Source organism: Pontibacter virosus (assembly GCF_003096355.1).
GTDB lineage: Bacteria > Bacteroidota > Bacteroidia > Cytophagales > Hymenobacteraceae > Pontibacter > Pontibacter virosus.
In genome coordinates this window covers 338,751-353,081 of record NZ_QEKI01000003.1, presented here as the reverse complement: position 1 = coordinate 353,081, position 14,331 = coordinate 338,751, and the positions used below count along the sequence as shown (strand labels likewise).

The 14,331-nt window shown below is 48.1% G+C and carries 12 protein-coding genes; 3 read left to right on the top strand and 9 right to left on the bottom strand.

Annotated features, from left to right (window positions below):
* Positions 1-5: 5 nt before the first annotated feature.
* Positions 6-1,337, top strand: coding sequence for a DNA recombination protein RmuC (gene rmuC, locus C8E01_RS06770; protein WP_116542591.1), 1,332 nt, complete (start codon positions 6-8; stop codon positions 1,335-1,337).
* 82 nt (positions 1,338-1,419) lie between these two features.
* Here rmuC and C8E01_RS06765 read toward each other — a convergent pair whose 3' ends face one another.
* The gene (locus C8E01_RS06765) at positions 1,420-2,139 is read right to left on the bottom strand and encodes a pirin family protein (protein WP_116542590.1); all 720 of its coding nucleotides are present in this window, start codon (positions 2,137-2,139) and stop codon (positions 1,420-1,422) included.
* A gap of 137 nt (positions 2,140-2,276) precedes the next feature.
* Positions 2,277-3,053 carry an XRE family transcriptional regulator gene (locus tag C8E01_RS06760; RefSeq protein WP_116542589.1) on the bottom strand — a complete coding sequence of 259 codons (777 nt, stop codon included), beginning with the start codon at positions 3,051-3,053 and terminating at the stop codon, positions 2,277-2,279.
* Positions 3,054-3,606: 553 nt separating this feature from the next.
* On the opposite strand from C8E01_RS06760, the gene C8E01_RS06755 reads away from it, so the two are divergent.
* A complete protein-coding gene (locus tag C8E01_RS06755; RefSeq protein WP_243409458.1) occupies positions 3,607-5,076 on the top strand; it encodes a S8 family serine peptidase in 1,470 nt (489 codons plus the stop codon).
* Between the two features lie 81 nt (positions 5,077-5,157).
* Here the strand turns inward: C8E01_RS06755 and recQ are convergent, their stop codons facing one another.
* The gene (recQ, locus tag C8E01_RS06750; RefSeq protein WP_116542587.1) at positions 5,158-7,293 is read right to left on the bottom strand and encodes a DNA helicase RecQ; all 2,136 of its coding nucleotides are present in this window, start codon (positions 7,291-7,293) and stop codon (positions 5,158-5,160) included.
* 166 nt (positions 7,294-7,459) lie between these two features.
* On the opposite strand from recQ, the gene C8E01_RS06745 reads away from it, so the two are divergent.
* Positions 7,460-7,792 (top strand): four-helix bundle copper-binding protein, encoded by a 333-nt coding sequence (locus tag C8E01_RS06745; protein WP_116542586.1) that lies wholly within the window; start codon positions 7,460-7,462, stop codon positions 7,790-7,792.
* Between the two features lie 71 nt (positions 7,793-7,863).
* Here the strand turns inward: C8E01_RS06745 and C8E01_RS06740 are convergent, their stop codons facing one another.
* From C8E01_RS06740 to C8E01_RS06715, 6 genes are all read right to left on the bottom strand, one after another.
* Complete coding sequence (locus C8E01_RS06740) at positions 7,864-8,196, bottom strand: phage holin family protein (protein ID WP_116542585.1); 333 nt, start codon at positions 8,194-8,196, stop codon at positions 7,864-7,866.
* Between the two features lie 71 nt (positions 8,197-8,267).
* Entirely contained in the window at positions 8,268-9,359 is a 1,092-nt protein-coding gene (locus C8E01_RS06735; RefSeq protein WP_116542584.1) for an agmatinase family protein, read from the bottom strand.
* Positions 9,331-10,659 carry a polyamine aminopropyltransferase gene (gene speE, locus C8E01_RS06730; protein ID WP_116542583.1) on the bottom strand — a complete coding sequence of 443 codons (1,329 nt, stop codon included), beginning with the start codon at positions 10,657-10,659 and terminating at the stop codon, positions 9,331-9,333. Before speE ends, C8E01_RS06735 begins: the two co-directional genes overlap by 29 nt.
* Before the next feature lie 234 nt (positions 10,660-10,893).
* Entirely contained in the window at positions 10,894-11,541 is a 648-nt protein-coding gene (locus C8E01_RS06725) for a chemotaxis protein CheC (protein ID WP_243409457.1), read from the bottom strand.
* A gap of 12 nt (positions 11,542-11,553) precedes the next feature.
* Entirely contained in the window at positions 11,554-13,188 is a 1,635-nt protein-coding gene (locus tag C8E01_RS06720) for a chemotaxis protein CheA (protein WP_116542582.1), read from the bottom strand.
* A complete protein-coding gene (locus C8E01_RS06715; protein ID WP_116542581.1) occupies positions 13,185-14,309 on the bottom strand; it encodes a chemotaxis protein CheB in 1,125 nt (374 codons plus the stop codon). The genes C8E01_RS06720 and C8E01_RS06715 overlap by 4 nt, the downstream gene beginning before the upstream one ends.
* Positions 14,310-14,331: the final 22 nt, after the last annotated feature.

Here is a 14,331-nt window from a genome sequence, read left to right as displayed (position 1 = left end):
ACTGTATGGAGGTTATAATAGGTATAGCGGCATTTCTGGCGGGGCTTGTAGTAGCCTTCCTAGCCATGAAAGGAAAAATCAGCGCCCTGCAGGATAAGTTCAACCAGGCAGTTGTGGCGCAGGGCGTGCTGGAGGGCCAGGCCCGACATCATGCGCAGGAAGCTGAAGCGCTGAAAAGCCAGCTGCGGGATGCCCAGGCAGAAACCATGGAGTTGACCAATGCGCTGACCAAGACCGAATCCGACTACGAACACCTGCGCGAGCGTATGCACGAGCAAGCTAAAGAACTGGAGCAGCTACGCGAAAAATTCCTGCAGCAGTTCCAGCATATTTCCAACCAGGTGCTGATGACGAACGCAGAGCACTTTAACAAGGCCTCCTCTGAAAACCTGGAACGCATCCTGTCTCCTCTCAAAGAGCGAATCCGGGAGTTTGAGGCCAAAGTCGACCAAACGTACGAGAAAACACTCAAGGACAGTATTTCGCTGAAAGAACAAATCACTCAATTATCTGCCCTGAACCAGCAAATGAGTCAGAATGCACTAAACCTGACGAAGGCTCTGAAAGGGGAAAGCAAAACGCAGGGGAACTGGGGTGAATACCTATTGGAGAGTCTGCTCGAAAAATCAGGTTTGCGCAAGGGAGTGCATTACGAGCGTGAGGAAGTTAGACAGAACGAAGAGCATAAGGTATACCGCCCCGATGTGATCATACGCCTGCCAGACAGCAAACATCTGGTCATCGACTCCAAACTTTCGCTTGTGGCATACGAGGCCTATTGTAGTTGCGAAGACGAGGCACAGTTGGAGAGCTACCTGCGCAGTCACATCACTTCCATCCGAACACATTATACCGATTTGGGGCGCAAAAAATATCACCGACTGAGTGGTATCAATTCTCCTGATTTTGTGCTGATGTACATCCCCATAGAGCCTGCTTTCAACCTGGCGCTGCAGCATGACCAGAACATCTTTACGGATGCCTTCGACAAGAACATTGTGCTTGTGACCACCTCCACCCTACTGGCCACTTTGCGCACCGTGGCTGGTGTATGGCGTCAGGAAGACCAGAAAAGAAACGTACTGAGGATTGCAGAGGAAAGCGGAAAACTCTACGATAAGTTTGTGGGCTTTGTAGAAGACCTCAAAACAGTTGGCCGCCACCTGGAGCAGAGCCAGAGCGCCTACAACGGTGCTATGAACAAGCTGACAGACGGAAAGGGCAACCTCATACGCAAAGTGGAAATACTGCGTGAGCTAGGCGCCAAGACAAGCAAACACTTAGATGAACACCTCTTGCAGGAAGCTATTGCTACCCCAGGGGATGACATTGAATAATAAATAGAAACACCATTAATAGCGAAGCAGTGAGCCGGCCTTTAGTAGACCAGCCCACTGCTTTGTCTAAAAGAAGAGTTGCTTAGTAGTTCGCCTCAACAGCAGGCACATCAACCAGAATAAAGGTGGCATCTGCAGTCGCCTTTATGCCGATAACTTCCTGGCTATCCAGCCTAATCTGGTCATTCTTGTCAGCCTCTACATTGTTGACCAGCACGCTACCCGTGAGCACATAGATCAGGGTTCTGCGAAGCTTGAAAGTCCTGAAGGTTGCCTCCTCCCCTTGTGTTACACTTCCATAGTACACAGTAGAATTAGAATTGATGTAGGCCACATCTTCCAGCACCTTCTGTCCTGTTACCAGAGGTATGAGCTCATTCTTTGCTTTCAGGAAGCCAACATCCATCACTTCATAGGAGGGTGCCAGTCCACGCTTATTTGGCAGGAACCAAAGCTGCAGTAAGTGAACCTCCTCGTCGGTTTCGTTCGTCTCAGCATGGGTGATTCCTGTACCTGCTGTCATACGCTGTACCTGGCCTGGCGTCACCGTCGTTTCATTTCCAATGTTGTCCTTGTGAGTTAGATCACCGGACAGCACAATCGTCACAATCTCCAACTCAGAGTGCGGATGCAACGGAAGGCCGGAGCGTGGACTGATATAGTCATCATTGAAGACACGCAATGGCCCGAATTCCATATTTTCCGGATCGTAATAATCTGCAAAAGAGAAAAGGTAGTGGGAACGGAGTCCTCCCTCTGTCTGAGCCTCGTATCTTTGGGAATCGGTAATTAATCGTATCATATCGCGCTTTTGTTTTATGCTATGCCTTTACGGATAATGCCGTTTGTAGTTAGCAGACCCAACGAATCAGCGCTAAAACAGCGCAGCCCGCCCCATTAGAGGCAGGCTGCGCTGTTGTTTCTATACCTTAAGTAAGTTTACTCGGCCTTCTTAAGTTTGAGCATTTCCTTTTGGAGATCCAGTACAATTGATGAAAGCTTATCAAGGGAAATATCGGCAATCGGGAAAGTAGAGCTGATATAAGATTTAGCTTCCCAGATCTCCACTACATCATCCACTGATAGTTCGTAAGGAGCGTAAAGCGGGTTGTCAGAATGTAAACGCAGCGTAGCAGCTTCTTTTACTTTATTGTAGACTCTCTTAAACACAACTCCTTCCTTCCCACTCACAATGATGCAAGGAGTCCCGTCTTTTAAGCTACTCCAATCCTCTACAAACCGCCCAACAATAACAGTGCCGGAGGACAATGGCAGCATGGAGTCACCACTGATCTCAAATGCACGGTAAGTACCACCACTGCCCAGTGTGGGAAGACGGAAGCGTGGAAGCTCCTCAATAAACTCCGGATCAGCATAACCATTCAGGTAACCGGCACTAGCTTTGTGCGGAACCAATTCTATGTTTTCGCGATCTTCCTGATCAACCGTAATGGCTAACACGCGGAGTTTACCACCTCCTGGCTGAACAGCCTCAGGTTTGTAATTTGGATCTGACAGATCAGCTGTAATAAGTTCGTCCAGGGAAACCTCAAAAAGGCGGGCAACATTCACCAGGGTACTCAGTTTTGGTTCCGCCCTTCCCTCTTCATACGCTCCCACCAAAGAACGCTTGATTTCCAACTTCTCAGCAAGCTGCGCCTGAGTATACCCGGCATGCTTGCGAAGGTGTCTTATATTCGATGTTACCTTTTCCACTATTATTCTTTTCGTTTACCGACAATAATCAGAGCACGCTAGGTGCCGGCATGTAAACTTACTAAAACTATACGTATTATACTAATTTTATTAGCAAATATTTATCAACTTTTTCAGTTATATTTTAAAAAACCTATCTATAAAGGGAAAGTGCAATATTAGTAATGCAAAGTTATTTCAACTGATTATATAACACATTTGCATAGTGCAATTAAAATTTTGTTACAAAAATATTTGCTTTCTTAATTTTAATCCAATTATCTTTCGTGAAAAGTTACTCATAACGGATATTATATGATAAAAATCTACTAAACCCTCACATATTTCCTTTCTCTTCAAGAGAACTACATCTTCAAGAATCCACATTTAAAAATGTAGACAGGAACACTACGCCCCTTCAAATCTGACACCAGCATAAAATTTTTACAATTCTTGCCAAGGCTTAAACTTTTTAAAAACTCACATTGTTACGAGGCATTGTGAAAATTTAATTCAATTATTTACCCAATCCAACCAAGCTTATATGATGAACAATTCTACACTATTTAAAGCGTTGTCAGGTTTAGCCCTGGCCTCCGTATTCACCCTCTCAAGCTGCCAGAAGGAGGACTTCATGGAAGAGCAGTTTCAGACTGATTCGGTACAAATAAATGCCCAGCACGGACAGGCTATACCTGGCCAATACATCGTGGTGTTTAAAAAAGGGTCCAGCAATTTGACTTCAACCCATGTGAATGCAATGACAATTGCCGGACGTGCTGCCACAGTGGCACTACGTGAGCGCATGCTGCTTGCAACAGGCATAACGTCAGACGCCGTACAGCAAACGTTTGAAGGAAATGTAAACGGTTTTGCTGCTCGCTTAACGAAAGATCAGTTAACACAATTGCGCAAAAACCCAGAAGTAGCTTATGTTGAGCAAGACCGTATCATTATGCTTGCAAAGCCTGGCACTGATAATACAACGACGAAGGGAAACAGCGGCAAGACCAAAGACGAGAAAACTGACCACAAGACAAAAGGTAATGGCAAGAAAAACACAACGGAGCCAACTCCTGAGGAGCCTGCTCCTTCCGAACCTGCACCAACAGAGCCAACGCCTACGGATCCCACTCCTACTGAGCCTGCGCCGGTAGAGTCAACGGACCCGACACCGACTGAGCCAACACCTACTGAGCCAAGTCCTGAGCCGGAGCCGGAGCCGGAACCAGAGCCTGAGCAGCCAGCTAGCAACCCCTATACGATAATAACGCCTCTTCCTGGCGAAACACTGCCTTGGCACATTGCCATGAATGGCTACGGTGACGGTACCGGTAAAACGGTATGGGTGATCGACTCTGGTATTGATACGGATCATCCTGACCTGAATGTGGACCTACAGCGCAGCGCATCAATGATCTATGGTGATGCCTCTATTGAAGACGGCTTTGGCCACGGTACCAACGTAGCTGGAATCATTGCTGCCAAAAACAATGGAAGCGGCATGGTGGGTGTAGCAGCCAACGCCACGATTGTTGCCCTTCGTGTATTCGACAATACAGGTTATGGTACTGTGTCTCGCGCCATCAGTGCCGTAAATTATGTCATCAATACAGGAAAACCTGGTGATGTGGTGAACATGAGCCTGGGTTCCGGTATATCCAGCACGCTGGACAATGCAGTCATAACTGCGGCTGGCAAGGGTATTCTTTTTGCAATCGCAGCTGGCAATAGCGCTACAGACTGCTCTGTAAACTCTCCTGCCCGCGTGAATGCAACAGGCGTGTATACGGTTTCGGCCATGGACCGCTACCAGAATTTCTGGTCAAGCTCGAACTACGGTGCACCGGTTGACTACACCGCGCCAGGCGTGAGCGTAACTTCTACACGTATAGGCGGCGGTATTGGCAGCAGCGGCAGCGGAACATCCTTTGCGGCACCGCACGTTGCAGGCATACTGCTTCTTCGTGGCGAAGTATTCTCACAGGGCATCGTGAATGGCGACAAAGACAGCTGGCCAGACCCAATTGCGTCAGTAGAATAAATCTTATATAAAACGCTTAAAAAAGAAGGCCGCTCTTAAACAGAGTGGCCTTCTTTTTTTAAAAGCTGACATATCAGGAAGTTACCAGGCGTACTGCATGCTGTGCATTGCTACAGATAATCGGATTTTGAAGTACTCGTATCGTTCCTCCAAATGCTCGAAAAGATCTTTCAGCTTTGCATCTTTGCCCAGTCTTTCTATTGCTTCCACTATTGCCTCATACTCACGCTTCGATACAAAATCGTGCACGGGTACGTCATAGCCTTGCTCCAACAATGTGGCCAGATGCGAATAGATGGTAACGGGGTTTAAATTACGGCGCCTCGCTATTTCCTCGGGGCTCAGGCCCTGTTGGTATGCCTCCCAGGTGACCAGGTGCGTCGCCCCTTTGATCGCACTGCCCTTGGACTGCTCTTCCGTCATGAAGGAAATGATCTCATTTATAAAATCATGTCCGTAGCGTTCGAACTTCTGCGCTCCAACCCCACTAATGGCTAACATGGCAATTCTATTCGACGGCTTTTCTGCCGCCATTTCTTGCAAAGTACTATCTGTGAACACGACATAAGGGGGAACTTTCTGATCGTCGGCCAGGCGCTTCCTCAAAGCACGGAGTCGTTCAAACAGGGCATCCCGGATAATTTCCCGCTTCGGCTTATCTCTTTGAAGTGTTTCGGTCTGCTGCTTGGCATCCTCAAACTTCACAAGATTTATTTTACGACCTTCAAACAGCACCTGTCTGCTCTGTTCCGTCAATTTTAAGGTATAATTTTGGTCGTAGGCCAATTCAACCAAACCTGCGTTAAGCATTTGGTGTAGGTAGCGGTGCCAATCAAGGGTGCCAATATCGCGACCCGCTCCATAGGTTTTGATGCGGTCATATCCGCCGGACAAGACCTGGCTGTTGCGTGAGCCGCGCAGCACGTCTACCAAAAGGCTCATATTTAATTTTTCCTGTGAACGCGCAACGGCTGACAATGCTTTCTGAACAATCAGGGTGCCGTCGAAGTGGCTGGGCGGATTTCGGCAAATATCACAGTTGCCGCAGTCTTTGCTCATTTGCTCTCCGAAGTACTGCAGCAAAATGCGTCTTCGGCAGAAAGTAGCCTCGGCAAACTGCTGCATACGCTCCAGCTTAACGAGTTGCAACTCGTTCTGTGCCTTGTCATTCTCAGAAAGCATCGTGCGCAAATTCATAACATCCGCAAAGCTGTAGAATAGGAGCGCGTCAGATTTGGCACCGTCACGTCCGGCCCGCCCGATTTCCTGGTAGTAGCCCTCCACATTTTTAGGAAGGTTGTAGTGGATCACCCACCGCACATTCGACTTGTCTATGCCCATGCCGAATGCAATAGTAGCACAGACAATCTGCACATCATCGCGTAGAAAAGCCTCCTGTGCTTTTGATCGCTGCTGCGCACTCATACCGGCATGGTAGAAAGTGGAGTTATACCCGTTATCGCGGAGTTTACCTGAAAGACTCTCTGTGGCTTTACGACTCAGGCAGTAAATAATACCTGGTTGACCGGTATGGCCTGAAAGGAAATCCGTGATCTTATTGAAACGGTTCTGCCCGGGAAGCACCGTCAGGTTTATGTTAGGCCGGTCAAAGGAAGCCACAAACACATGGGGCTGTCGCAGTTGCAACTGCTCTTGTATATCCTTTTGTGTTAGCTTATCGGCTGTGGCAGTTAATGCTACGACAGGTATAGTCGGGAACTGCTGCTTTAGAGCTCTAAGCTGGGTATATTCTGGCCTGAAATCGTGCCCCCAAGCCGAAATACAATGTGCCTCGTCTACAGCGAAAAGGGATACCTGCAATCTTTTCAGAAAAGAGAAAAAACCTGCGGAGAGCAGTTTTTCAGGGGAAACGTAGAGCAATTTGATTTGTCCTGAAAGACTTTTTTCCTCTATTTTATACTGCTCATCGGCAGTTTGCGAGCTGTTCAGGAACGCCGCCGGTATACCGTTCGCCAGGAGTGCTTCCACCTGATCTTTCATCAGGGCAATCAACGGTGATACCACCACGCACAGACCGGGCATCACCACGGCAGGCACCTGGTAGCAAATCGATTTCCCGCCGCCAGTCGGCATAAGCACCACTACATCTTTCTGCTGCAGAATGTGGGTGATGATTTGCTCCTGCATAGGCCTGAACTGCTCATAACCAAAATACAGTTTTAATGCCTCACGTGCTTCTCTTATACCTAAACTCATGCTTTGTAAAAAGTGTAACGATGCGAATTAAATTTGCTGTCCTAAACCCAAAGTTAACCATTATCAACGTGAAATAGGTTCCTGCTTTCACACACGTTTTATATAAACAAACAATGCTCCACTACAACCGTATTTTATAACAGACGAACCACAAAACCTATAAACTATGAAATCTGAAAGAACAAATGACTTAGAACATGTACTAATTAAATGTATCACCGCCTGCGAAACCTGTGCCACTGCCTGTTTGCAGGAGGACGACGTGAAAATGATGGTGCGCTGTATCATGCTCGACCGCGACTGTGCCGATATCTGTACGCTCACCGCGCGCTTTGTTGCCCGAGACTCAGCCCATGCCAAGCATGTGATGAAGGAGTGTATTGAGATTTGCCGCTTGTGCGAAGAAGAATGTCGCAAGCACGACCATGACCACTGCCAGAAATGTGCTGACGCCTGCCGTGAGTGTGCTGAGGCTTGCGAGGCCTGGATGTCGCGTTAAGAAATAAGGTCTGAAAACAGAAAAGTCCCTGGTATGAGCCAGGGACTTTTCTGTTTCTATAGGGTAATAAATTAAAAAATCATATCCAGTACTGCTTCTATAAGCGAAAGCACTAAACTGAATATCAGTGCCCAGAGAAAACCATCTACATCAAAACCTCCTATCAGGTAGTCGGCCAAAAGGATGATCAGCGCGTTTATCACGAGCAGGAACAAACCGAGTGTCAGCACAGTGACAGGTATAGTCAGGATGACTAGGATAGGTCGAACCACAGCGTTGAGCAGCGCCAATACAACTGCCAAAATCAAAGCCGATATAAAGCCCTCGATCTGCACACCTGGCAGAATGTAGGCAGCTATAAGCGCGGCTACACCAGTCAGTAAAATCTTAATGATAATTCCCATTTTGTTTCGATATATAGTGATAGTATATTATTCCTACCACGCTATACGGCAAACCGGGAATAAAGGTAAGATTACTGTACCTCCAGGCGCTTTTGTGACACAGCCATCCAGTTGCACAGTTTGTAAAGCAAACGGGCGCCCACATTGCCATTCCACTCGCTTTCGCCTGGTGCTACCTCGCACAAATCAAAGCCAATGATCTCACGACCTGATCTCACAAGTGCTTTGATCAGGTATACGGCTTCCTCAAACTCCAAACCACCGGGCACCGGTGTGCCTGTAGCAGGGCAAAGTTTCGGATCCAGCCCGTCGATATCAAAGCTGATGTATACCTTTTGAGGCAATTGGGCGATGATCTTCTTGCACTCTTTTTTCCAGCTGTCACCTTCGTACATGTTCTCTTTCAACACGCTGTCATAGAATATAGCCACCCGCCCGTTCGACTGATTGGCAAGTTCCGCTTCCGCCTGACAAATGTCGCGAATACCTACCTGCACCAGTTTTTTGACCTGCGGCAGCTGCAGTGCATTGAACATGATGGAGGCATGGGAATATTTAAAGCCTTCGTAGGCATCCCTTAAATCAGCGTGCGCATCTACCTGCAGTATGCCATACTCCTCGTGCCGATCTGCCAGGGCATGCATCAGCCCAAGCGGCGTACTGTGGTCGCCGCCCACTACACCAACCAGTTTGCCCTGATCCAGGTAGCTGTTCGCTTTTGACTTCAGCCACTGCAGCAGCTCTTCGCCTTTTTCAGTTACTTCGGTGGGCAGGTTCTCAAACTCTGCTCTGTCTGCCTCGGGGCTTCCTTCTTCCAGCCAGTTAATATAATTCTCCGCCCGCTGACGCAGGTTAACGCTCACAGCAGCCCAATCTTCCGAGATGTCTTCCATGGCTATGCCTATTTTCCAGGCGTCTTTGATGGCAGGCTCAAATAGGTCGAGCTGTGGAGAGGCGTCTTTAATAGCCTGCGGACCAGCCGCTGTGCCGGCGCTGTAAGAAACCGTTACCTCCCAAGGCACAGGTATAAGCACAACTTCAGATTCTTCGATAGTAAAGGGCAAACCAAAAAGGCCCCCATTCACGTCACCCACGCCGTTAGGGTCAAATGCCGCGATCTTCTGTTGCTTGCTATTAGTTGGTTGGTTCTGCTGAGTACTCATCAGTTACGTTATCAGGTTTAGTGTTCAAAAGCTCCTTCACAAAGTTAGGAAGCGCGAAGGCAGCCATATGCACTGCTTCATTGTAATATTTAAGTCCCTCCTTCCTGGAAAATGCAGCAGCAGCTTCCTTGTCGAACTGTAGCGGGCTGGCACTGCCTTTTGCTGAGTATGAGAAACTCCAGGTACCGGTCGGGTATGTAGGTATAGCAGCCAGGTAGCAGTGTACCTTGTCCTGCCCGAATATCTTCTTGTAGGTGTCGTAAATCTCTACGAACACAGCCGAGTTGAAGCGCGGTGACTCACTCTGCGTGATCATCACTCCGTCTTTGGTCAGGCAGCGGTATACCTCTTTGTAGAATGCTGCAGTAAACAAGCCTTCACCTGGTCCAACCGGATCGGCTGAGTCCACAATGATCAGGTCGTAGTGCTCGTCTGCGCACTCTTTAATATATTTGATACCATCTTCCACCAGCAGGTTCAGGCGCGGATTGTCAAATGCAACCGCTGTCTCAGGCAGGTGCAGTTTACAGGCTTCAATCACCAACTCGTCAATCTCAACAAGGGTAACCTCCTCCAGTTGTTCGTGGCGCAGCAATTCACGCACGGTGCCGCCGTCACCTCCACCGATCACCAGCGCACGCTTCGCAGCGCGGTTGCTGAACATTGGTACATGGGTGATCATCTCGTGGTAGACGTACTCATCTTTTTGCGTGCACATTACCATGCCATCCAGCGTGAGCATGTTGCCATATGCGAGTGTTTCGTAAATTTCCACGCGCTGGTATTCAGAATCTTTTTTGTAAAGCTGATTTCCAGTATGCTTCAGGGACAGCGCGATGTTCTCGTCACGCTCTGTGAACCATACATCCCGTGTAATGGAACCATCCGCTTCTATTGTCTTGGCAGAGGCATCACGAAGTGTTTCCAGGTTGAAGTCATTGCGCTTCAGGAGACTCAATTGACCGCGACGCAACTCCATGGAAGAACCATGGCCAGACTCGAATGCCTCTTTCAGGTAGGTATACGAAACCCATGGGTCTACAGAATCGCCACAGGTGAACAGGTCTACGGCTGCATAGCCATACTCAGGCCAGGTATGGATGGCCAGGTGGCTTTCCTGAATCACCACCACTCCCGATACACCATAAGGAGAGAAATGATGGAACGTACTGTTGATGACGGTGGCTCCGGCTGTTTCGGCGGCGGCTACCATGCTGTTTTCGATGTGTATCACATCGTTCATCAGTTCAGGAGAGCAATCGTAAAATTCAACTAAAATGTGTCTTCCTAAGGCGTTCATTAATTAACTGTGTGGTTTCTTGAAAATAAAGAATGCAAAAAAACGAAAACTGACGCTATAATCAAACTATGCCCTTTAGTAAGGCTAGTACGAAGCAATCGGCTGACTGGGTCTAAATAATAAGCAGAAGGCCCAAAAAGTGAACGAGCTATACCTGCCGGGGTGAACCAGACAGGTATAGCTCGTCAGTTATTCTATTTAAAAAAATTATAGGCCAGGAATATGATCGGCTGCTTATACCTTAAAAGTTCTGATGATTTCGAGCATCTTCAGTAGTGTACTTGAGTCGAAGAACAGAAGCAGTGGCAGTTCTATGTCTTTTGAGTTGTGCTGAAACTTTGTGATGACAGTGAACACGAGCGGCTGGAAAAGTGGGTGCTGCACCAGGATGTCCTTCAATGAATTCGCAATATGGCTCTTAGGCGCTTTAGGCGGTGAGCCGTAAATATTACTCTTTAGAATATTTGCCAACTGCGTTACCAGTGCACCTGTAATGATATTGCTGATTTCAAGTAGCAGCGACTCCTGCATGACGTTCAGTTCCCCCTTCTGCACGTTCAGCATGCTGAGGCAAACGTTGGAGAGCAGGGCTATGTGCTCATCAGAGAAGAGCATGAGCGTAGCACCATTAAAGTCACCTTTTATATCAGACTGAATTATAAAGTGAGAGTTTTCATATTTCGCTATGAGTGAAATAAGGTCCTTCACTTCGATCAACTGCACATCGGGCACCTTGAGCATTACCTTGTCTTTGGCGATTGTAGCGAAAGAATCGGCGGCGCGAGCCAGTCCTATATTCAGGATCTCCTTGATAATATCCTTTTCCAACTCGGTTACATGCGTATCCATCATGTCCATCGTGTTAATAGTTATGTTATCCATCGCCTCAGTTCCTCATCTTCTGTTCACAAAGTATTTGGTTATGGCAGGCACATCCAGCACCAGGCACACTTTGCCTGTACCAAGAAGCGTGACACCGCCATATATATCAATGCTGTCCAGCGGTTTGCTTAGCGGTTTTACCACTATGTCCTGCTGGCGATAAAGCTTGTCTACAATCAGGCCGAGCTTGCGGTTGTTGTACGAAACAATGATGATGTTCTGCACCTGACCTTTTAATCGTGTTTTATCCCCCAGTCGCATCTGGCTTTCCGCTACATTCAGGAGCTCGTCCAGGTATACAACCGTTACTGTCTCGCCCTTGATGTCGGCAACAAGTACTTCTCCTACTTCGTGGAGTTCGTCTTTGTCCATTGCCACAACAGAATCAGTATGAATCAGCGGGATGGCATAAAAAATACTGTCTATCTCAAACAAAAGGGCTCCTTTAACCGCAATGGAAGTTGGTAGCTGTAGAATGAAGGAGGTTCCTTTTCCCTTTTCAGACTCTATACGTATGCGGCCGCCTATTGAGTCGATCGCATTCTTCACAACGTCCAATCCTACACCCCGACCAGAGAATTCTGTCACTTCCTTTGCCAACGAAAAACCAGGCTCAAACAGGAAAGAATACACATCAGAATCTGGCAGCCCATCCGCTACGTCTGCTGGCACCAACTGCCGGGCCACCGCAGCTTTTTTAACCTTCTCAATATCTATACCTTTCCCATCGTCCGACAGACTGATAATCACGCTTTCACGGTCACTGCGGGCAGACAACTGAAGCGAACCAGCTTTCGGTTTACCTGCCTTTGCGCGCTGTTCAGGCTTTTCAATGCCGTGCGTGATCGCATTGCGCATGAGGTGAAGCAACGAGTCAGTCATGATCTGAAGAATGTTGCGGTCTATCTGAATATCCTGACCACTAAGCTCCAGGTCTATTTCCTTTTTCTCTGCAGTTGAGATATCGCGTACTACCCTCGGGAATTTGTTGAACAAAGTGCCGATGCTAACCAGACGCGCGTCCATTACACTGTACTGCAGTTCCTCTGTAATTCGGTACAGGTGTGAGCTCACGCTCTTTAGTTCATCATTATCCAATTCACGACTCAGGGAGAGAATGCGGTCCCGGTCAATGATCAGCTCCCCCACCAGGTTCATCAGGTGGTCCAGCTTCTTTACCTGAATATAGATCAGGTCAGACAGCGTCAGGTTGCGGGAGGTACTGAACTTCTGCACCTTGGCCAACTCCACCGTACTATCCGAAAGGCTATCCACAATGATATCCAGGTTTCGGATCAGAACCGGATCAATCTCTACCTGCCGCTCGCTGTCGATGCTTTTGATGAGCTCGCCAAGCAGGTCGATTCCGTCAAAAAGAACACCCACCACTTCATCACTAAAACTCAGCTCCTTGTTGCGGATCAGGCCAAAGGCTGTTTCAAGTTTATGCGATACATCAGAGATCTGCAGGTAACCGATCGCTTTCGCGTTCGCCTTCAAGTTATGGAGCATACGGAATATTTCCGCCAGCACCTGATCGTCCTGCGGTTTTTTTTCCAGTTCGCTGATGAGCCTGTTAAGGGCGTCGTAATACTCCAGCGCTTCTGCTATAAATATTTCTTTATACTCCTGCTCTCTCGATTTCATGAATTCACGTCAGTTGTACTGACTTGCTGCTGTCTAGTCGCCACATACTGGTTCAGATATGGGCCTATTTCTGACAAAGGCAGCACTTTGTCGGTGTTACCGCTATCTATAGCTGATTTTGCCATTCCAAAAATGGCCGACGAGGCCTCATCCTGTGCTATTACATGCCCGCCTTTACGCTGTGCGATGGCCAATACTCCTGCTGTCCCGTCTTTGCCCATACCTGTCAAAATCACACCGATCACGCGTGGCACGCCAGTCTGTGCCACCGCCATCATCAGTTGGTCAACCGAAGGCAAATCATCTCCGGCATCAACGTCCTCACTAAAGCCAATCTTAAGACTGGAGGCGTTTCCCATCACAGTGTGCACGATCATATTTCTGCCTCCGGGGGCTATTATTACTTTGCCTGGTTTTGGCACCAAGCCTGTACGCCCCTCTATCACTGTCAGGTCCGTCATACCTTTTAGTCTGCGTGTATAGCTGTGCGTGAACTTCGGTGGCAGGTGTATGGCTACTAAAACAGAAGCCTTCAGCTTCGGATCCAGTTGCCGGATAATCTGCTCTACTGCCTGCGTACCGCCTGTTGATGCACCCACCACAATAATGGTGTCGGCCGTCACATTCCGTGGCTCCTTCTGCTCTGCCGGGGTAAAAATTTGTGTTTCTTCCCGCAGCATGCTCAAACGTTTATTAGGATCCCAGTATTCTGACTCCCGAACCGCAGTCACTTTCCGGCATATTTCCTCCGACATATTCCTGTAGGCAGGTCTTGACGAAGGTCCTGGTTTCAATATTACCCCATAAACGCCCAGATCGATTGCTTCCTTGAGAAGCTCCAGATTAAGTTGGTCTTTCTCCACCAGCATCACGATCGGGGTGGGGCATTCGCTGAAAATTTGCTTGAAGACGAGCAAATGCTCGTTTTTCCGAAGATCTACTGAAGCAAGTATGACATCCGCCTTCTGCTGACGTAGAGTTTCCAGCAACTGTGCTCCATTAGAAGCCAGGCCAATTACCTCCAGATCAGGGGAACAGCTAAGGATGCTTTCAAGCACCAGACGGGCATGACTTGACCCGTCAGCAACCAATACTTTCAGCCTGTTATTCTGTCCTTTCAAAGTACGACTCCTTTCCTACTGC